Origin of the sequence: Streptomyces sp. NPDC085900, from assembly GCF_044540925.1 — a bacterium.
Taxonomy (GTDB): Bacteria; Actinomycetota; Actinomycetes; order Streptomycetales; family Streptomycetaceae; genus Streptomyces; species Streptomyces gilvifuscus.
The window spans coordinates 816,649-835,393 of sequence record NZ_JBITSP010000002.1 but is presented as its reverse complement, the minus strand read 5'-3'; the positions used below and the strand labels follow the sequence as shown (position 1 = coordinate 835,393).

General features: G+C 72.1%; 14 protein-coding genes. 4 read left to right on the top strand and 10 right to left on the bottom strand.

From position 1 onward, the window contains the following. Positions 1-9: 9 nt before the first annotated feature. Positions 10-1,503, bottom strand: coding sequence for a hypothetical protein (locus ACIGDI_RS08550; protein ID WP_399892491.1), 1,494 nt, complete (start codon positions 1,501-1,503; stop codon positions 10-12). 252 nt (positions 1,504-1,755) lie between these two features. Between ACIGDI_RS08550 and ACIGDI_RS08545 the strand changes: the two genes are divergently transcribed. Together ACIGDI_RS08545 and ACIGDI_RS08540 are read left to right on the top strand one after the other, a co-directional pair. Beyond that, entirely contained in the window at positions 1,756-2,898 is a 1,143-nt protein-coding gene (locus tag ACIGDI_RS08545; RefSeq protein WP_399892488.1) for an aminoglycoside phosphotransferase family protein, read from the top strand. 263 nt (positions 2,899-3,161) lie between these two features. After that, positions 3,162-5,138 carry an N-acetylmuramoyl-L-alanine amidase gene (locus tag ACIGDI_RS08540; protein ID WP_399892485.1) on the top strand — a complete coding sequence of 659 codons (1,977 nt, stop codon included), beginning with the start codon at positions 3,162-3,164 and terminating at the stop codon, positions 5,136-5,138. A gap of 7 nt (positions 5,139-5,145) precedes the next feature. Here the strand turns inward: ACIGDI_RS08540 and ACIGDI_RS08535 are convergent, their stop codons facing one another. The 9 genes from ACIGDI_RS08535 to ACIGDI_RS08495 form a co-directional block, all read right to left on the bottom strand. Further along, a complete protein-coding gene (locus ACIGDI_RS08535) occupies positions 5,146-5,643 on the bottom strand; it encodes a hypothetical protein (protein WP_142149023.1) in 498 nt (165 codons plus the stop codon). 73 nt (positions 5,644-5,716) lie between these two features. Next, a complete protein-coding gene (locus ACIGDI_RS08530; RefSeq protein ID WP_399892481.1) occupies positions 5,717-8,614 on the bottom strand; it encodes an AAA family ATPase in 2,898 nt (965 codons plus the stop codon). 127 nt (positions 8,615-8,741) lie between these two features. Continuing rightward, positions 8,742-9,341 carry a CGNR zinc finger domain-containing protein gene (locus ACIGDI_RS08525; RefSeq protein ID WP_399892478.1) on the bottom strand — a complete coding sequence of 200 codons (600 nt, stop codon included), beginning with the start codon at positions 9,339-9,341 and terminating at the stop codon, positions 8,742-8,744. A gap of 78 nt (positions 9,342-9,419) precedes the next feature. Next, positions 9,420-10,322 carry a universal stress protein gene (locus ACIGDI_RS08520; protein WP_399892475.1) on the bottom strand — a complete coding sequence of 301 codons (903 nt, stop codon included), beginning with the start codon at positions 10,320-10,322 and terminating at the stop codon, positions 9,420-9,422. Between the two features lie 134 nt (positions 10,323-10,456). Then, positions 10,457-10,702, bottom strand: a complete 246-nt coding sequence (locus ACIGDI_RS08515; protein WP_058928597.1) for a DUF397 domain-containing protein — start codon at positions 10,700-10,702, stop codon at positions 10,457-10,459. A 94-nt stretch (positions 10,703-10,796) separates the two neighbouring features. Then, positions 10,797-11,963 carry a thiolase domain-containing protein gene (locus ACIGDI_RS08510; protein WP_399892472.1) on the bottom strand — a complete coding sequence of 389 codons (1,167 nt, stop codon included), beginning with the start codon at positions 11,961-11,963 and terminating at the stop codon, positions 10,797-10,799. Further along, positions 11,960-13,009: a thiolase domain-containing protein gene (locus tag ACIGDI_RS08505; protein WP_399892469.1), complete on the bottom strand. Its 1,050-nt coding sequence runs from the start codon at positions 13,007-13,009 to the stop codon at positions 11,960-11,962. The genes ACIGDI_RS08510 and ACIGDI_RS08505 overlap by 4 nt, the downstream gene beginning before the upstream one ends. Further along, positions 13,006-13,947 carry a Zn-ribbon domain-containing OB-fold protein gene (locus tag ACIGDI_RS08500; protein WP_399892466.1) on the bottom strand — a complete coding sequence of 314 codons (942 nt, stop codon included), beginning with the start codon at positions 13,945-13,947 and terminating at the stop codon, positions 13,006-13,008. Before ACIGDI_RS08500 ends, ACIGDI_RS08505 begins: the two co-directional genes overlap by 4 nt. Before the next feature lie 18 nt (positions 13,948-13,965). Further along, entirely contained in the window at positions 13,966-14,766 is an 801-nt protein-coding gene (locus ACIGDI_RS08495; RefSeq protein ID WP_399892463.1) for a crotonase/enoyl-CoA hydratase family protein, read from the bottom strand. A 187-nt stretch (positions 14,767-14,953) separates the two neighbouring features. On the opposite strand from ACIGDI_RS08495, the gene ACIGDI_RS08490 reads away from it, so the two are divergent. Together ACIGDI_RS08490 and ACIGDI_RS08485 are read left to right on the top strand one after the other, a co-directional pair. Further along, positions 14,954-16,567, top strand: coding sequence for an acyl-CoA synthetase (locus ACIGDI_RS08490; RefSeq protein WP_399892460.1), 1,614 nt, complete (start codon positions 14,954-14,956; stop codon positions 16,565-16,567). Positions 16,568-16,714: 147 nt separating this feature from the next. Then, entirely contained in the window at positions 16,715-18,622 is a 1,908-nt protein-coding gene (locus ACIGDI_RS08485) for a sulfatase (RefSeq protein ID WP_399892457.1), read from the top strand. The last annotated feature ends 123 nt before the right edge of the window (positions 18,623-18,745 follow it).

Sequence of the window (18,745 nt, the reverse complement as noted above, 5' to 3'; positions counted from 1 at the left end):
ACGAACCCCCTATGCCCGTGCGCTGTTGCCGCCCTGGGACGCCTTCCTCGGCAGGGCCAGTTCGATCTCCTCCCGCAGTTCGTGGATCTTCGGGTAGCTGGAGTACTCGGCTGTCAGCCGGTACATCTGGCGCAGCCGGTCCCAGGTGCGGTGGGAGGAGTTCGATCCCATCGACATCAGGGCCAGGCGTGCGTAGCGGTCGGCCTGTTCGGGGTCGTCGGCGATGAAGCAGGCCGACGCCATGGACAGGAAGTCGAAGATCTTCGACCGCTGGCGTCCGTCGACACGCAGGGCCAGAGCCTTCTCCGCGTAGTGCTGGGCGTGCACGGCCGCGGACGGGTCGTGTTCGGCCAGGGTGCGGTATGCCAGGGCCTGCATGCCGTACAGGTCCTCCTCCTTGAACATCTGCATCCAGCTCGGCGGGGGCACGTCTCCCTTGTCGGAGACGAAGAGGTCCTCCGCCTGGCCGAGGGTGCGGCGCATGGCCTGGCCCTTGCCCATGGATGCCTGTGCCCAGGCCTCGATGGTGTAGAGCATCGCCTTGGTGCGCGGCAGCACCTCGTCTCCCGAGCCGGACCGGGCGAGCTTCATCAGGTCGAGTGCGTCGTCGGGCCGGCCCAGGTGCACCATCTGGCGAGCCGCCCGGGAGAGCGCCTCCCCCGCGCGGGGCCGGTCACCGCCTTCTCTGGCCGCGTGCGCGGCGATGACGAAGTACTTCTGGGCCGTGGGCTCCAGGCCGACGTCGTGCGACATCCAGCCCGCGAGGACGGCGAGGTTGGCAGCGACGCCCCACAGGCGCCGCTGGAGATGGTCGGGGTGACGGTAGGCGAGCATGCCGCCCACCTCGTTGAGCTGGCCCACGACTGCCTTGCGCTGCAGCCCGCCGCCGCGGGCCGCGTCCCAGGCCCGGAACACCTCGACCGAGCGCTCGAGTTCCTCGATCTCCTGCGACCCGATGGGGGCGGCCTCGTAGCGGTCGAACCCAGCGGGGTCGGCGTGCAGCGGATCGTCGAATCGTGGAGCGTCGGCCTTGAGTGTCGGGTCGGTGTGCAGCCAGTCGTGCATGGCGCTGCTGAGTGCGGAGCCTGCGGCGAGCGCGGCACCCGCGCCCACCAAGCCGCGTCGGTTGAGCATGAGGTCCATTCCCGTGAATTCGGTGAGGACCGCAGCCGTCCGCTCGGGCGCCCACGGCACACCGTCGGGATGTTCCACACTCCCGCCGTCCTGCCGTTTCCCCGTACGCCCGTGCCGGACCAGACCGAGGTCCTCGATGGTCACGACACGGCCGAGACGCTCGGTGAACAGAGCCGCCAGCACCCGCGGCACCGGATCGCGCGGGATCTCTCCCGTGTCGATCCAACGCCGCACCCGGGAGGTGTCGGTCGACAGCTGGGGGTGGCCCATGGCCGCCGCCTGCCGGTTGACCAGTCTCGCGAGTTCACCCTTGGACCAGCCGGCCAGGCCGAACAGGTCCGCCAGGCGGGTGTTGGGTTGTCCGCTCACGTCAAGCCCCCAGGTTCTCGGCTGAGTTGACAGTAGCCCGGGGAGAGTTGCCGGGCGACTATTCGCCACGGTTCGCCAGGGTGCGCCAGATGGTGTGCCACTGGGCATCGGGTGTCAGGTAGGAACGCGCCACCCCGACCCGGTTGCCTTCGTGAACAAGGGACGCATTCCCCAGGGTGCTCCCGGGGGGCCGGGCCGGGTAGCGCGTCTCAGCACAGGCAATGCAGGCACACGAAGGGATCTGTTTCGCCCATGTACGCAGCATCGTCCTCCGTGTCCGCCCCGCCCCGGTCGCTGCGCTCCCGCCCGGCGGGCAGCGGCCCCTATCTCGACCCCGCCGGGCGTCCGGTGGCCCCCGCGCTCGGTGCGGGACGGCCGCGGCGCGCCGCGGGGCCCGGCACCCAACCGCTCAGCGGGAGACTCGACTTGTCCGGCCCTCAGGGCGCCCAGTTGCGTACGGCCATCGCGTCGGTGCACCGGATCTGCCCGGAGTTCGCTCCGGTGCAGGTGCTGCGCCGCAGCGGGCGGTCCGTGCTCCTGGTCGGCACGACCGGGCGCAGTACGGCCGTCGCCAAGTGTTTACTGGACCACTCGCCCGCGTGGTCCGAGCGGATCCGGCACGAGATAGCGGCTTACCGCTCGTTCGTCCGGCACCGCCCTCCGGTGCGGGTGCCGAGACTGATCGCGGCGGACCCGGACAACTGCACACTGATCATCGAGCGGATGCCTGGACGGGTGGCCGCGCTGCAACGGCATCCGACCGAGGCTCCTCCCCGGGCGGACATCAGGGCGGCGCTCGGCGCGATCTGCCGGCTCAACGCCTGGCGGCCGCCGGCGGGCACCTTCGACGCCCCGCTGGACTACGCGGCCCGGATCTCCCGCTACCACGAGCTGGGTCTGCTGACCGACCGGGACATGGGCGACCTGCAGAAGCTGCTGCACGGCATCGCGCACTCGGCGGGCCGGCAGGGCATGGGCCAGTTCTGCCACGGCGACGCACTGCTCTCGAACATCCTTCTGTCCCCGGCCGGTCCAGTGCTGGTGGACTGGGAGCACGCGGGCTGGTATCTGCCGGGCTACGACCTGGCGGTGCTGTGGTCGGTCCTCGGTGACGCCCCGGTGGCCCGCCGTCAGATCAGCCAGATCGCCCAGTCGGCGGGTCCGGCCTCACGGGACGCGTTCCTGGTGAACCTGATGCTCGTGCTGACCCGTGAGATCCGCACCTACGAGACGGCCGTGCAGCGTTCGATGCACGACATGACCCCGGCGGCACCGGGGGTGGCCCACCCGAGTGCTGCGCCGTCCGGCGAGGAACAGCGGCTGCTGCTCAGGCGGCTGCACGACGACTGCCAGCTGGCCCGGCGGGCCGTACGCGCGGCGGTCGGCACTCGCTGACCGGGACGAAGGTCCGCGGTGCGCCGTCGAGGGAGCGCACCGCGGACCTTCGTGTGTGCGGGCTCCTCCGTACGGGCCATTGGTGTACTCCACTGACGCCTCGCAGGCCCGGAAGCCGCCGCCGGGAAACTCCTCCATCCTCGTGTTGACATGGGAAATCTCCTGCTCGTGGGCATGATTGACGGATCGTCGGCAAGCCGGTACCACTGACCCACCACCGGTCCTGCACGCCCCGCCACGCCCGCTCGTCCCAGGAGGCTGCATTGCGAGGATCCGTCACCGACCCCACATCCGCCCCCGGCCACAGACACACCCGTCGAGCCGTCGGCGCCCTCGCGACCGCGGCGCTGCTGCTGCCGCTGCTGGGCGCGGCCCCGGCGCCGAGCACGGCCGAGTCGTCGGGCTCGCTGCAGCGGGCGTTCGCTGCCGCGGCCGCCGAGTACCACGTCCCGCAGAGCGTTCTGCTCGGCGTCTCCTATCTGCAGTCACGCTGGGACGCGCACGAGGGCGCGCCGAGCGTCTCGGGCGGTTACGGCCCGATGCACCTCACCGATGCCCGCAGCGCGCTCGCCACCGCCGCCTCGCACCACAGCCAGGGCACGGAGGACGCCCGCGGCGACAGCGCCCGCGCCGCCCTGCACCCCGATGTCCAGGTGCCGGTGGACTCCGAACTCCCGGCCCGGCTGCGGACGTTGCCGAAGGCGGCCGAGCTGACCGGCATCCCGGCCGAGCGGCTGCGGACGGACGAGGCCGCCAACGTGACCGGCGGCGCCGCGCTGCTCGCCGCCGCGCAGCGGGACCTGGGCGAGCCGCCGAGCGACGATCCGGCGGACTGGTACGGGGCGGTGGCCCGCTTCTCGGGCGCCGACGACACCGCGACGGCGGCCGCGTACGCCGACGACGTCTACGACGTGATCCGCACCGGCGAGGAACGCGTGACGGACGCCGGGCAGCAGGTCGTCCTGGCCGCCCGACCGGGTCTCGCCCCGGACACCGGGCAGCTCCGCGCCGCGGGCCTGCGGACGGTCCCGGCCGACGGCACGGAATGCCCGAAGTCCGTGTCCTGCGAGTGGATCCCGGCCCCCTACGAGCAGTTCGGGAACGACGACTACGGCAACCACGACCTGGGCGACCGCCCGGCGTCGCAGAGCATCAAGTACATCGTGGTGCATGACACCGAGGGTGCCTGGGACGGTGTGCTGAAGCTGGTCCAGGACCCGACGTACGTGTCGTGGAACTACACGATCCGCTCCACGGACGGTCTGATCGCCCAGCATGTGAAGGCCAAGGACGTGGCCTGGCACGCGGGGAACTGGTACATCAACGCCAAGTCGATCGGCATCGAGCACGAGGGCTTCCTCGCCTCGCCCGACGCCTGGTACACGGAGGCGATGTACCGCTCCTCGGCCCGGCTGGTGCGCTATCTCGCCGCGAAGTACCGCATCCCCCTGGACCGGCAGCACATCCTCGGCCACGAGAACGTCCCGGGCCCGACGACGTCGACCATCCCCGGCATGCACACCGACCCCGGCCCCTACTGGGACTGGCGGCACTACTTCGAGCTGCTCGGCCACCCCTTCGGGCGGACCGCCGGCAAGGGCACCGGAGTGGTGACGATCCTGCCGGACTACGCCACGAACCAGCCGCAGTACACCGGCTGCGTCACCAAGGACGAACCCTGCGCGCCGCACGGCTCCAGTGAGGTGCGGCTGTACTCGGACCACGACGAGAGCTCACCGCTGATCAAGGACGTCGGCCTGCACAAGGGCGCCGACTCCACGATCGACGTCAACGACGTGGGCTCACGGGTGTCGACCGGCCAGCAGTACGCGGTCGCCGGGCGGTACAAGGACTGGACGGCGATCTGGTACCTGGGCCAGAAGGCGTGGTTCCGCAACCCGCACAAGGACCCGACGGCGGTGCCGGCCACCGGATGGGTCGTGACGCCCAAGGCGGGCCTGGACAGCGTCCCGGTGTACGGCCGTGCCTATCCCGAGGCGGCGGCGTATCCGGCGGGCGTGCCCGTCCAGGCGGTGTCCCCGCTGCCGTACACCCTGCCGAAGGGGCAGAAGTACGTGGTCGGTGACGTGGTGCCGGGCGAGTACTACTACGCGGTCACCTTCACCACCGACTCGCACCGGGTCGTGGTCGGCAAGGACCTGTACTACGAGATCCAGTACGGCCATCGCGTCGAGTTCGTGCGCGCCGCGGACGTGACGCTGCTGCCGTCCGGCCGGTAGAGCCGGGTCAGCCCTGCTGGAAAAGCTCCGCCGGGAGTGGCTTCAGCAGGGCGTACAGGTCGTCGGTGATGGGGCGGTCCCAGGCGGCGATGGTCACCAGGACGTTGTCGCTGCGGTCGAACTGCACGCAGGAGATCCGGCTCTCGGACAGCTTGAGGCGGCGCACGATCAGGAGGTTGTCGCCCTGCATGACCGGCATGTCCTCGACGCCGACGACCGTCACCTCCTCCTCGTTCTCCAGCGCGAGGAGGAGCTGGGCGACCTCGAAGGGGATCTCGCCCTCGGCGACCTCGCGGGCCGGGGAGCCCTCGGGCAGGTTGCCGATGATCATCGCGGGGCCGCGGCCGCCGAAGAGGTCGTAGCGCAGGAAGACGCCCTGGCAGCTGCCGTCGGGGGCGGGCAGCAGGCCGGCGCCGAGGTTGCCGGGCCAGTCGCCCGGGTCCATGGCCAGTACGTCGAAGTCTGGGCCGGCGGGGGTCGCGCTGCGGCGGCGGAGGAACGACATGCGCCAATGGTACGGGGCAGGCGGGCGTGGTGCGGGTGAGTGGGGGCCGGTGGCCCGGTTCGCCCTCGCGTCCCTAGTCCGCCCGGTCTTCCGTCGCCCTCAAGGTGACCGCCAGGCCTGTGCTGTCCGTGCCGAGCTTGCGATAGACCGCGGAGAGCAGGCGGACGACCGTCGGCTCGTCGATGCGCAGTTCGCTCGCGATCTCCGCCTCGGTGCGGCCCCGGGCCGCCAGGTTCGCCGCCGAGCGTTCGCGGGAGGTCAGGGTGTCCGTCTCGGTGCTGTGCAGGCGCCGCGGCCGCAGTCCCGCGGCGGTGAGTTCGTCACGGGCCTCTTCGACCAGCCCGTCGGCGCCGCACTGGACCGCCGCGTCGAGGCCACGGTAGAGGTGCTCGGCCGCCTCCCGGGAACGGCCGCTGCGGCGCAGTTCCGTGCCGAGGGCGACGAGGGCGCAGGCCAGCTCGTACGCGGCCGGAGAACGTTCGAGGTGGGTGACGGCCTCCTCCAGGTACTTGACGCGCGCCGAGCCCGAGGAGACTTCGGCGGCCGTGCGCAGGGCCTGGCCGACGGCCGACGGGGTGCCGAACTGGCGGGCCCGGGCGACCGCTTCGAGGGCGGTGGTGACGGCCCGTTCCGGGCTGATGTGGGCCTCGGCGCGGGCGAGGTGGAGCTGCCAGGGGCACCATGCGGGGTTGCGAATGCCGCGCGGGTCGAGGCGGCGGCCGGCCGCGGCGAGTTCCTCGGCCGCCTTCCGGTGCAGGCCGCGGGCGAGGAGCAGTTCGCCGCAGACGGTCTGGGCGTCGGGGAAGACGACGGCCGCCGGGTAGGGCGCGCAGAAGGAGTAGTCCTCACCGGTCCGGGCGGCCTCGATGACCCGGCCGCGGGCCAGCAGCACCTCGATGAGGATGCCGACGGCGTACCAGTGGGCGGGGGTGCCCGGGCCGACGCGTTCGGCCAGCCGCAGTCCCGCCCGGACGAAGTCCTCGGCCTCGGCGAGCCGGCCGCGCCGGTAGCGGACGTAGGCGAGGAGCGTGTAGGCGAAGGACAGGTGGGCGCCGCGCCAGCCCTGGCGTTCGAAGTCGGCGGTGCCGGCCGCGAAGAGTTCTTCCGTACGGCCGGGCCGGTCGGCGTACATGAAGGCGAGGGCGACCAGGACGGGCACCTCGAAGCCGCGGTCGGGTTCGGCCCAGCCCAGGCCGCCGGCCAGGGCGCGTTCGGCGTGGTGGAGGGCGATGTGGGCGGGCTCGCCGCGCAGGACGGCGTCCCAGGTGCGCAGGCCGATGACGTAGCGCTCGGTGAGGTCGCGGCCGCTCAGGCGGTCGGCGAGCCTGGCCAGGCGGCGGGAGCGGGAGGGGTGGTCGGGTTCGTCGGCGCGGAAGGCGTCCCACATGAACTGTTCGGCGACCATGCGCAGCCTGACCCGGGCGTCGTCGGTGACGCGGATCTCGCGAGCGAGGGTGTCGGAGGCCTCGGCAAGGTGGTCGCTGTGGGCGAGGACCTGGGAGAGCCGGTAGACGATGTGGTGGCGCAGGGCCGGGTCGGTGACCGGTTCCTCCAGGGCGGCGCGCAGATGGTTGACGGTGGTGGCTGGTTCGGTGAGCAGGGAGGCCGAGCCCAGTTCGTACAGGACGGCGGCGCGGTCCCCGGGGGGCGGGGGTTCGCGCAGGGCGCGGGCGAGGTAGCCGCGGGCGGCGTCGGGCGCGCCGGCGCGCAGGGTCTGTGCGGCGGCGGCGCGCAGTTGCTGGACGACCCAGGTGTCGCCGTCGGGGTGGGTCTCCAGGAGGTGGCGGGCGGCCGCGGAGGGGCCCTGGCCGTCGTCGATCACGCACCAGGCGGCCTGGCCGTGGAGGGCGACGCGGACGCCGGGCGGGATGGCCCGGTAGACGGCGGTCGCGATCAGCGGGTGGACGAACTCCAGGGTCTCGGCGCCGGTGAGGATGCGGGCCGTGCGCAGCGCGTCGGCGGCGTCGGCGGCCTCCTCGTGGCCGAGTCCGGCGACGGCGGCGGCGAGCAGGGGGTGGATCTCGGTGCCGAGGACGGCGCAGGCCCAGGCGAAGCGCACGGTGGAGGCGCCGAGGCGTTCGAGGCGGGTGATCAGGCCGCTGCCCTTCACGGCGGCGGCGAGGTCGCGCAGCAGCGGGGCGGCGGACTCGGTCGGGGCGAGGCCGCGCTCGCGCACTTTGGCGAGCAACTCGACGGTCTCGAAGGGGTTTCCGGCGGTGACGGCCCAGCACTCGTGGCAGAAGGCGGCGTCGGCGCGGGCGCCGAGCGTCTCGCGTGCCAGCCGGGCGACGGCGGCGGCGCTGAGCGGTTCCAGACCGAGGGGACGGGTGCCCGCGCGGCCGGGCAGCCCCCTGAACGACTCGGCGTGCTCGGGGAGTTCGTCGGGGCGGTAGGCGACGACGATCAGCAGCGGGAGTTGTTCGGCGCGCGGCGCGAACGCGGCGAGCCAGCGCAGGGATTCGGGGTCGGCCCAGTGGGCGTCGTCCAGCACCAGCACCATCGGGGCGCGCAGCGCGGCGAGATGGGTGAGGACCCAGTCCAGGCCGTCGCGCAGGCCCTGTTGGTCCGGTGGGGCGGCGGCGGTCGGCGCGCACAGGCCGAGGGCGGGGCCGACGATGTCGTACCAACTGCCCAGCGAGTCGCGCAGGTCGGCCTGTGCGGCTCCGGCGAACTGGGGCTGGAGCAGCTGGCGGGCGACGTGGAAGGCGACGCGCTGTTCCTGGTCGCCGCCCCGTGCGGAGAGCACGGTGCAGCCCTTCGCGGTGGCGAGGCGCCGGACTTCGGCGAGGAGGGTGGTCTTGCCGATGCCGGCGCGCCCGGCGAAGGCGAGGAGGGCGCCACGGGGACGGTCGGGCGGTTCCGCCCCGTCCCTGCGCAGGCCGGTGAGGGCGGCCAACGCCTCGTCGACGGCCGCGAGTTCGCTCTCGCGCTCGAAGAGGGTCCGGCTGCTCCGTACGACACGCTGCACCATGGCATACCCCCTGCCGCGGTGGTGTGTCCGCGCGGGGAGCGGACCCGCACCGCGGCCTCCAGGCACCTCAGAGTACGCCGCAGGGGCGTTGCTCGGCGTGGTACGAGCATTACTGAACGAAACCGGTTCAAACGGTGCTTCGGTGTCGTTCGTGGTGCCGGGCGACCCGGGCACGATTGCCGCAGGAGGGCTTGCACCACTCCTGGCGGGGGTGCTCCTTGAGGAAGTAGCGGACGCAGCGCGGTGCGTGGCAGGCGCGCAGTCGCTGCCGGTCGGGGCCCGTGAGGAAGGCGATGGCGGCCTGGGCGAGGGCCGCCGTGAGGTCTTCGGTGCCGTCGGAGGCATGACGGCTCACGGCGGGTTCGGCGCCGTCGTCCCAGTGCAGGACCGGCACGGTGGGGGTGCGCGCGGCCGCGTCGTTGAGTCGGGCGAGGGCGTCGGGCACGGGCAGGAGGCGGGTGGCGTCGGCGGGGCTGGGCTCGGCGGGTCGCACCGCGCGGGCGAAGAGGGCGCGGACGGCCGCCCGCAGTTCTCGTACGGCGGTGAGGTCGCCCTCGTCGGCGACCCACCGGTGGGCGTCCGGCACGGTCTCGGGGTGGTCACGGACCCAGGCGGTGAGTCCGGCGGCGTCGCTCAGGTCGTCGGCGACGCCGCCGTGGCCGTCGTGGCGGACGGTGAGGGCGAGGTCGAGGCAGAGGCGGGCTTCTGGCGCGAGCGGGTCCGACATGCGACTAATGATAGGTCCAGGTCCATCCATTAGAGCCTTGGGCCCGCCGTTTCTTCGGCGCGACGGGGAGCGGCGGCTCTAGCCCTCCCCGGGCTCCGGCGGTACGACGGCGACGGGGCTCGCCGCGTGCAGGAGGACCGCCTGGGTGACCGAGCCGAGCATGCGGGCCGGTGCGAGCAGGCGGCGGCGGTGACGGCCGACCACGACCAGTTCCGCGTCCCTGGAGGCGGCGACCAGCAACCCGGCCGCGCCACCCGGCAGGGCGAAGGCGTCGGCGCGCACGTCGGGGTGGTTCTTGCGGTGCGGGGCGAGGAAGCCCTCGGCGAGCGTCCAGGTCTCGGTCTCGACGGCCTCCTGGTCGATCATCTCGGGGGCGAGCTCGGCGGGAACCGCCCAGGACCGCACCGGCCAGGCGTAGGCGGCGACGACCTGGAGGCGGGCGCCGCGCAGCGCGGCCTCGGTGAAGGCGAAGGACAGGGTGGCGTCGTCGGGGGCATCCACCTGGAGACCGACGACCACGCGCGGCCCCGGTTCGAGGGGCGCGTCCCCGTGCACCTCGCGTCCGGGCCGGGGAACCACGACGACCGGGCACTCGGCGTCGCGGGCGGCTGCCATGCCGTTGGACCCGAGCAGCAGGCCGGCGAAGCCGCCCCGGCCGCGGGAGCCGAGGACCAGCAACCGCGCGGTGGCACCCAGCCCCGGCAGCACCGCACCCGGCGCGCCGTCGAGGCCGACGTACTCGATCCCGGGCGGGTGGGACCGGTTCTCCAGTCGGTCCCGCGCCTGGGCCAGCACCGGGTCGTCGCCCGGATCCGGCGGTCCGGCGACCAGGACGTCGGGCTGGGCCCAGGCGGCGTACTGCCGCACATGGACCACCCGCAGCGGGGCCCCGCGCTCGCGGGCGGCGTCCAGCGCCCAGTCCAGGGCGCGCAGACTGTCGTCCGAGCCGTCGACCGCCGCGACGAGGGGCAGGCTGTTCATGGGGCCCTCACCTCCGGATCACGCCCTGCCTCCCGGGGCCGGTCGCGCTCAGCGTCGGCGCCGGGAAGGTGTTCAAGGCCGAGTGTCCGGGACTCGGGCGGTGGACGCCGCCCGACCGGCACGAACCCCGCGCCTCAGGTGAGGTCGAATTCGCCCTCCCTCGCGCCCGACACGAACGCGCCCCACTCCGCCGGTGTGAAGATCAGGGAAGGGCTCTCCGGGCGGCCGCTGTTGCGCATCGCGATGAATCCCTCGACAAAGGCGATCTGGACATCTCCCAGGCCACGGCTGCTGGAGTGCCATTCGGCGCTGCTGAGGTCCAGCTCCGGCTTGTCCCAGCCCGCGAGCGGGTGCTGCTGGATGGTGGTGCTCTCGGCCACGTCCGTGCTCCTCCCGATTTCGTCGTCCGCGGCCAGCCTAGCGATCGACCCCTGATGCCAACAGGCCACGTGAGGGGGACCTTTGGCGAGTCCCTCAGGAGGTGGGGGGTTCGCTGCCCACGAGCCACATGGAAAAGAACTGCGATCCGCCGCCGTAGGCGTGCCCGAGGACCCGCCGCGCGCCCTCCACCTGGTGTTCTCCGGCCTGCCCGCGCACCTGCAGGGCCGCCTCCGCGAAGCGGATCATGCCGGAGGCGCCGATGGGGTTGGTCGACAGCACCCCGCCCGACATGTTCACGGGAAGATCGCCGTCCAGTTCCGTCACTCCCGACTCGGTGAGCTTCCAGCCCTCGCCCTCGTCGGCGAAGCCGAGGTTCTCCAGCCACATGGGCTCGTACCAGGAGAACGGCACGTAGATCTCGGCGGCGTCGATCTCGCGGCGCGGGTCCGCGATGCCGGCCTGCCGGTACACGTCGGCGGCGCAGTCCTTGCCCGCCTGCGGGGAGACGAAGTCCTTCCCGGCGAAGAGGGTGGGCTCACTGCGCATCGCCCCGCCCAGCATCCAGGCCGGCGGCCGCGGCGACCGGGCCGCGCCGGCCCGGTCGGTCAGCACCATCGCGCAGGCGCCGTCGGAGGACGGGCAGGTCTCGGAGTACCGGATGGGGTCCCACAGCATGGGTGAGGCCTGGACCTTCTCCAGGGTGATGTCGTGCTCGTGCAGATGCGCGTACGGGTTCTTCAGCGCGTTGCGCCGGTCCTTGTACGCCACCAGCGAGCCGACGGCGTCGGGGGCGCCGCTGCGCCGCATGTACGCGCGCACGTGCGGGGCGAAGAAGCCGCCCGCCCCGGCCAGCAGGGGCTGCTGGAAGGGGATCGGCAGGGACAGCCCCCACATGGCGTTGGACTCGGACTGCTTTTCGAAGGCCAGCGTCAGGACGGTGCCGTGGACGCGGGCCGCGACCAGGTTGGCGGCGACCAGCGCGGTGGACCCGCCGACGGAACCGGCCGTGTGCACGCGCAGCATCGGTTTGCCGACCGCGCCGAGCGCGTCGGCGAGGTACAGCTCGGGCATCATGACGCCCTCGAAGAAGTCGGGCGCCTTGCCGATGACGACGGCGTCGATGTCGGCCCAGGTCAGTTCGGCGTCGTCGAGGGCCCGCCGGGCCGCCTCGCGGACGAGTCCCGCGATCGAGACATCGCGCCGGGCGGCCACGTGCTTGGTCTGGCCGATCCCTGTGACGGCCACGGGCTCCTTGCTCATCGCGGATCCCCTTCGAGTACGGCGACCAGGTTCTGTTGCAGGCACGGGCCGGACGTGGCGTGGGCGAGCGCCCGGTCGGACTCGCCCCGGTGGACGGCGGCGGCTGCCTCCCCGATGCGGATCAGCCCGGCGGCCATGATCGGGTTGGCGGCGAGGGCGCCGCCGGAGGGGTTGACGCGCACGGTGTCGTCCAGCCGGAGCGCCTTGCGCAGCACGACCTCCTGGGAGGTGAAGGGCGCGTGCAGCTCGGCGGTGTCGACGGGCCGGTCGAAGGCGCCGGCCTTCTCGGCGGCCAGTCGCGCGGAGGGCGAGTCTGTCAGGTCGCGCACGCCCAGGCTGTGGGCCTCCGTGCGGTGGTCGATGCCGCGGATCCAGGCGGGCCGCTCGCACAGCTCGCGGGCCCGCTCGCCGGCCGCGAGGATCACCGCGGCGGCGCCGTCGCCGATGGGCGGGCAGTCTCCGGTGCGCAGGGGCCGTACGAGATAGTCGCCCTGCGGGACCGAACCCCTCAGCTGGGCGTGGGAGTTGGCGGTGGCGTCCGCGCGGCTGCGGGCGGCGACTGCGGCGAGCGCGGGCTCGTCGGTCTCCCCGGCGTCGATCAGGGCCTGCGCCTGGAGGGCGGCCAGGGCCACGGAGTCGGGCCACAGCGGCGCCACGTAGTACGGGTCGAGCTGCCGGGTGAGCACGTCGCGCACCGAGCCGGGCGAGGACTTGCCGTAGGAGTAGACGAGCGCGGTGTCCGCGTCCCCGGTCAGCAGCTTGGTCCACGCCTCGTACAGTGCCCAGGCGCCGTCCATCTCGACGTGCGACTCGGAGATCGGGGGCCAGGCGCCGACGCCGTCGAGGGCGAGGGTAAAGGAGAAGGCGCGGCCGGCCAGGTAGTCGCTGGAGCCGGAGCAGGTGAAGCCGATGTCGGCAGTCCTGAGCCCGGTCTGGTCGAGCACGCCGTGCAGGACCGGCATGAGCATCTCGACCTCGGAGAGCTCGTCGGTGGTGCGCCGGTGGTCGGTCTGGGCGAAGGCGACCAGTGCTATGTCACGTGTCACAGCAGCTCCTTGTAGGCGTCGTACTCCGCGTCGGGCTCACCGGTCGGCCGGTAGTGGTCGGGGTAGCGGGCCCCTTCGGTCCACACGGCTTCGACGCGCAGGCCCATGCGCACCTGGTCGTACGGGATGCCGCCGATGCGTCCGTGCAGCGCGAGGTCGGCGCCGTCGAGGGCGATGTGCGCGTAGACGTACGGCACTTCGATGTCGAGGTTCTTGGCCTTGATGTTGACGATGCAGAAGGTGGTGACCGTGCCGCGGGGCCCCACCTCGACCTGTTCCGAGGTGGCGACACCGCAGGTGGGGCAGGCACCCCTCGGCGGGACGTACACCTTGCGGCAGGAGGGGCAGCGTTCGCCGACGGTGCGGCGGTCGGACAGTGCGTGGATGTACGCCGACTGGGCACGGCCCGGCGAGTAGGTGTAGTCGAGGCGGGCGGCGGCGACGATGCCGGTGACCGGTTCGTCGAACTCCCCCGCGTGCACGGTGACTTCGATGTCCTCACCGTCGTACGGCTCGAAGCAGGCGATGTCGGTGATGGCGCCGGTGCGCTCCTCGGCCCAGCGGATGCGGACCCTCATGCCCGTGTGCACGGCGTCGGGGCCGGGGGCGTCGAGGGCGTGCAGGAGGGCGGTGTCGGCGCCGTCGAGGCGGACCAGGACCCAGGCGAAGGGGGTGTCGAGGGGCTGGCCGCGGCGGGGTTCGTGGTTCCAGGCCCAGGTGATGACCGTGCCGGTGGCGGCCACCGGGACGAGGTCGCGGATCTCCTCGGCGGTGACGGGGTCGTATTCGACGGGCGGGACCAGGGTGCGGCCGTCGACGGTCTTCACGCCGAGCACGAGGCGTTCGCGCAGGCCGGTCAGGAAGGCGCTCTGGACGGGGCCGAGGGAGCGGGTGAAGGGGAACTCGACGGCGAGGGGTGCTTTGAGGACTTCGGGCATGCCCGGGTCTCCTTCGGGTCAGGCGCGCTTGTAGACGGGCGGCCGCTTGTCCGCGAAGGCGCGGGCGCCTTCCTTGGCGTCGGCGGTGTCGAAGATCGGCCAGCCGCGCTTGAGTTCGGAGGCGAGGCCGTCCGTCTCCGTCATCTCGGCGGTCTCGTACACCGAGGCCTTGATCGCCTCGACCGCCAACGGACCGCAGGAGTTGACCTGTTCGGCGATCTCCAGGGCTTTCGCGAGCGCGGTGCCGTCGGGGACGACATGGCCGATCAGGCCGATGCCGGCGGCCTCCTGGGCGGTATAGGGGCGCCCGGTGAGCAGCATCTCCAGGGCGTGGGTGCGCGGGATCTGGCGCTGCAGCCGGACGGTCGAGCCGCCGATGGGGAACAGTCCGCGCCTGACCTCGTAGAGTCCGAAGGTCGCCGACTCGCCCGCGACCCGGATGTCGGTGCCCTGCAGGATCTCGGTGCCGCCCGCCACGCAGTGGCCCTCGACGGCGGCGATCACCGGCTTGCGGGGGCGGTGGTGGCGCAGCAGCGCCTTCCAGTGCAGGTCGGGGTCGGCCTTGAGGCGGTCCCGGTACTGCTCGCCGTGCGTGCCCTGCCCGGCCAGGGCCTTGAGGTCCATGCCCGCGCAGAACGATCCGCCCGCACCGGTCAGCACGATCGACCGGACCGCGTCGTCCTCGTCGGCCTCCACCCAGCCGTCGTACAGGCCGACCAGCATCGGCAGCGAGAGCGCGTTCTTGGCGTCGGGCCTGTTGAGCGTGAGCACCAGTGTGGCGCCTTCGCGCCGGACGGTGAGGTGTTCCGTCCCACCCATGACCATCTCCCCTCTCCGGGAACGAGAACAGGTTGCAGTAGCACGGGAGGCACTTCAAGGGTTTTCTGACAGGTAGTCAGATTTCTTCGCGCGAGCCCTTCACAGTTGCCGCGCCCTTTGCTCTGATGACCGGCGAACCGACGGATGCGCCTTTCTTCGTCACGGCTGCACGGCGTCAGGAGGAGCGGTGGAGTACAACCTTGCGGACCTGTTCGAGTCGGTCGTCGACGTGGTGCCCGACCGCGAGGCCCTGGTGTACATCGACCATCCGGGGACGGGCGCGGAACGCCGGCTGACGTACGCGGAGCTGGACGCGGCGGCGAACCGTATCGGCCACCATCTGATCGACGCGGGGATCAGGCCCGGCGAGCATCTCGGACTGCATCTCTACAACGGCATCGAGTACCTGCAGACGGTGTTCGCCTGCCTCAAGGCACGGATCGTGCCGGTCAACGTCAACTACCGTTACGTCGAGGACGAGTTGGTGTACCTGTACCGGGACGCCGACCTGACGGCCCTGGTCTTCGACGCCGAGTTCGACGCACGGGTGGCCGCGGCGCTGCCGCAGTGCCCGAAGCTGCGGCATCTGGTGCGGGTGGGCGGCGCGGACGAGGGGGTCCCGGCCGCGGTGCCGTTCACCGAGGCCGAGGCGGCGGGCTCGCCGGAGCGTGGCTTCCCGGCGCGTTCGGGCGACGACCAGTTCATCATCTACACCGGCGGCACCACCGGCATGCCCAAGGGTGTGATGTGGCGTCAGGAGGACCTGTTCTTCTCCGGGCTGGGCGGAGGGGCGCCGACCGGTGAGCCGGTGAAGAAGCCCGAGGAGCTCGCCGAGCGGGTCGCGGCCGGGGGCAGCGGGATCACCTTCTTCCCCACTCCCCCGCTGATGCACGGCACCTCGACCCTCACCTCGCTCATCGGATTCAACTTCGGCCAGCGGGTGGTGATCCACCGCAAGTTCGTGCCCGAGGAAGTGCTGCGGACGATCGAGAAGGAGAAGGTCACCAGCATCTCGCTGGTCGGCGACGCGATGCTGCGGCCGCTGGTCGACGCGTTGGCCGGCCCCATGAAGGGCACGGACTGCTCGTCGGTGTTCAGCGTCTCCTCGTCCGGGGCGGTGCTGTCGGAGACGGTCCGCATGCAGTTCCAGGAGCTGCTCCCGCACGCCGTGCTGCTGAACAACTACGGCTCCTCCGAATCCGGCTTCAACGGCACGGCGACGGCCGGCTCCGGGGCCGGGCAGAGCTTCCGCATCCGCGTCAACTCCCGTACCCAGGTGGTCGATCCGGCCACCCATGAGCCGGTGGCGGCGGGCGAGGTGGGCCGGGTCGCGCAGTGCGGCCACGTCCCGCTCGGCTACTACAACGACCCGGGAAAGACCGCCGAGACCTTCTTCGACAAGGACGGTGAGCGCTGGGTGCTGCTCGGGGACATGGCGACGGTGGACGAGGAGGGCGTGCTCACCGTCCTCGGCCGGGGTTCGCAGTGCATCAACACCGGCGGCGAGAAGGTGTACCCCGAGGAGGTCGAGCAGGCGCTCAAGTCCCACCCCGACGTGTACGACGCGCTGGTGGCCGGGGTGCCGGACGCGAAGTGGGGCAACCACGTCGCGGCGGTGGTGCAGTTGCGTGAAGGTGCGGCGCGGCCGTCCCTGGAGGACGTCCAGACGTACTGCCGCACCCAGCTGGCCGGTTACAAGATCCCCCGGCAGCTGGTGATCACGGAGGCGATACGGCGGTCGCCGAGCGGCAAGGCGGACTACCGGTGGGCGCGGGACGTGGCGGAGGCGGCCGACCGGTGACCATGGGGCCGGGCGTAGTCTTTGCCCGCGGTTGACCTGCGCGCTTGAACGGAGGGTGACGGCGGGCCGTACGCGAGGTCGGCGGCCCCGACCTGCGGGCCCGGTCCGCCGTACCAGCACCGGGAAACCGCACGGAAGGACCTACGGGTGTCGCACCTCACGCCCCCTCGCCAGCTGCCGGACACGGACGCGGACGCCGACGGGAGCCCGGACCCCGAAGTGACGGCGACGGACGAACCCCGAAAGGACTCCGAGCCGGCCGCCGAGCCGACGCCGAACACGCCCGCCGCCGCGGAACCCGCCTCCGAGACCGCCACCGGCGACGAACCCGAGCCCGAGCAGCAGGGGACCGCGGCCCGTGACGGCGCCGCGCCCGACGCTCAGGACGCCTCCCCCGATCGCCCCGGCTGGTTCGGCTGGCGGCGGCGCTTCCCCCGGACCGCGCGGGGCGTGTGGCTGGGCACGACCGCGCTGGCCGCCGTGCTGGTGTTCGTCGTACTGCTCGTGCCCAACCGTCTGGACTACATCACCGTCCAGTCCTTCCTCCGCCTTCCCGTCGAGGGGATCTTCCTCGCGGCCGTCCTGCTCGCGCTGCCCTCGCGGGCACGGCGGATCACGGCCGCCGCCCTCGGCGTGCTCCTGGGGCTGTCCGCCGTTCTGAAGTGCCTCGACATGGGCTTCCGCCAGACCCTGGCCAGGCCGTTCGACCTGGTCTTCGACTGGGTCCTGCTCAGTGACGCCGCGGACTTCCTGAAGGACTCCCTCGGCCGCACCGGCGAGATCCTCGCGGTCATCGCGGTGATCGCCCTGGTCGTCGCCGTGCTCGTGCTGAGCGCGCTCGCGACGGTGCGGCTGGCGAACGTACTGGCCCACCACCGCCCCGTGGCCGTGCGTTCCACCCTGGTCCTCGGCGTCGTGTGGATCATCTGCTTCACCCTGGGCCTGCAGTTCGGCGGCGTCACGGTGGCCACCAAGGGCTACGCCCAGTACCTGTCGAACCGTGTGCAGTACGTACGCGACGGCCTCGGGGACGCCGAGGTCTTCAAGAAGCAGCTCACCGTCGACGCCTACGCCAAAACCCCGTCCGACCAGCTGCTGACCGGGCTGCGCGGCAAGGACGTCATGCTCACCTTCATCGAGAGCTACGGCCGCGTGGCCATCGACGATCCGACGATGGGACCGGAGGTCGACGCGACGCTCAAGGCGGGTGACGCACGACTGAAGGCCGCGGGCTTCTCCGCGCGCAGCGGCTGGCTCAGGTCGCCCGTGACGGGTGCCGGCAGCTGGCTCGCCCACTCCACGTTCCTGTCGGGCCTGTGGGTCAAGAACCAGCAGCGGTACCGGACCCTGACCACCAGCGACCGCGCCACCCTCACCAGCTACTTCCAGAAGACCGGCGCCTGGCGGACCGTCGGCATCGTCCCCGGCGTCCGCAAGGCCTGGCCCGAGGGCAAGTACTTCGGCCTCGACCACATCTACGACTCCACCCACCTCGGCTACCAGGGCCCCTACTTCAGCTGGACGCCGGTACCGGACCAGTTCAGCCTGGAGGCCTTCCAGAAGCTGGAGCACGGCAAGAAGAACCGCGACCCGATCATGGCGGAGATCATCCTGGCCTCCAGCCACAACCCGTGGTCGCCCATCGCCCACATGATCGACTGGAAGGACCTCGGCGACGGCAAGGTCTTCTACAAGATCAAGAAGGAGGGCACCAATCCCACGGAGGTCTGGAAGAGCGCCAAGCGCGTGCGGACCGAGTACCGCAAGGCCATCCAGTACTCCCTGGACAGCCTGACCCAGTGGGTCCAGCGGTACGGCGACGACAAGACCGTCCTCGTCTTCCTCGGCGACCACCAGCCCGTCCCGACGGTCACGGGGGGCACCAGCAACAGGGACGTGCCGGTCACCGTCGTCGCCCGCGATCCCAAGGTGCTGAAGCGCATCTCCGACTGGGGCTGGACGGAGGGCATCAAGCCCGCCGACAACGCGCCGGAGTGGAGCATGAACAAGTTCCGGGACCGCTTCATGACGGCGTACGGGCCGCAGGGCGGGTGATCCGGTCCGCCCCGGGGGTTCCGGTCGGGGGTCTTCGGACGGCGTAGCAAGACGCGCCGGTAGCCGGGCCCGTCCCTAGGGTCGCAGTGACGGTGGATCGGATTCACCGTCCCTGAAAGGGAC

What these genes read in the sequence shown, in the direction of transcription:
- ACIGDI_RS08545 (WP_399892488.1), top strand. Translation starts at nt 1,756, where the DNA reads ATGTACGCAGCATCGTCCTCCGTGTCCGCCCCGCCCCGGTCGCTGCGC.
- ACIGDI_RS08535 (WP_142149023.1), bottom strand. Translation starts at nt 5,643, where the DNA reads ATGTCGTTCCTCCGCCGCCGCAGCGCGACCCCCGCCGGCCCAGACTTC.
- ACIGDI_RS08530 (WP_399892481.1), bottom strand. Translation starts at nt 8,614, where the DNA reads ATGGTGCAGCGTGTCGTACGGAGCAGCCGGACCCTCTTCGAGCGCGAG.
- ACIGDI_RS08525 (WP_399892478.1), bottom strand. Translation starts at nt 9,341, where the DNA reads ATGTCGGACCCGCTCGCGCCAGAAGCCCGCCTCTGCCTCGACCTCGCC.
- ACIGDI_RS08520 (WP_399892475.1), bottom strand. Translation starts at nt 10,322, where the DNA reads ATGAACAGCCTGCCCCTCGTCGCGGCGGTCGACGGCTCGGACGACAGT.
- ACIGDI_RS08510 (WP_399892472.1), bottom strand. Translation starts at nt 11,963, where the DNA reads ATGAGCAAGGAGCCCGTGGCCGTCACAGGGATCGGCCAGACCAAGCAC.
- ACIGDI_RS08500 (WP_399892466.1), bottom strand. Translation starts at nt 13,947, where the DNA reads ATGCCCGAAGTCCTCAAAGCACCCCTCGCCGTCGAGTTCCCCTTCACC.
- ACIGDI_RS08495 (WP_399892463.1), bottom strand. Translation starts at nt 14,766, where the DNA reads ATGGGTGGGACGGAACACCTCACCGTCCGGCGCGAAGGCGCCACACTG.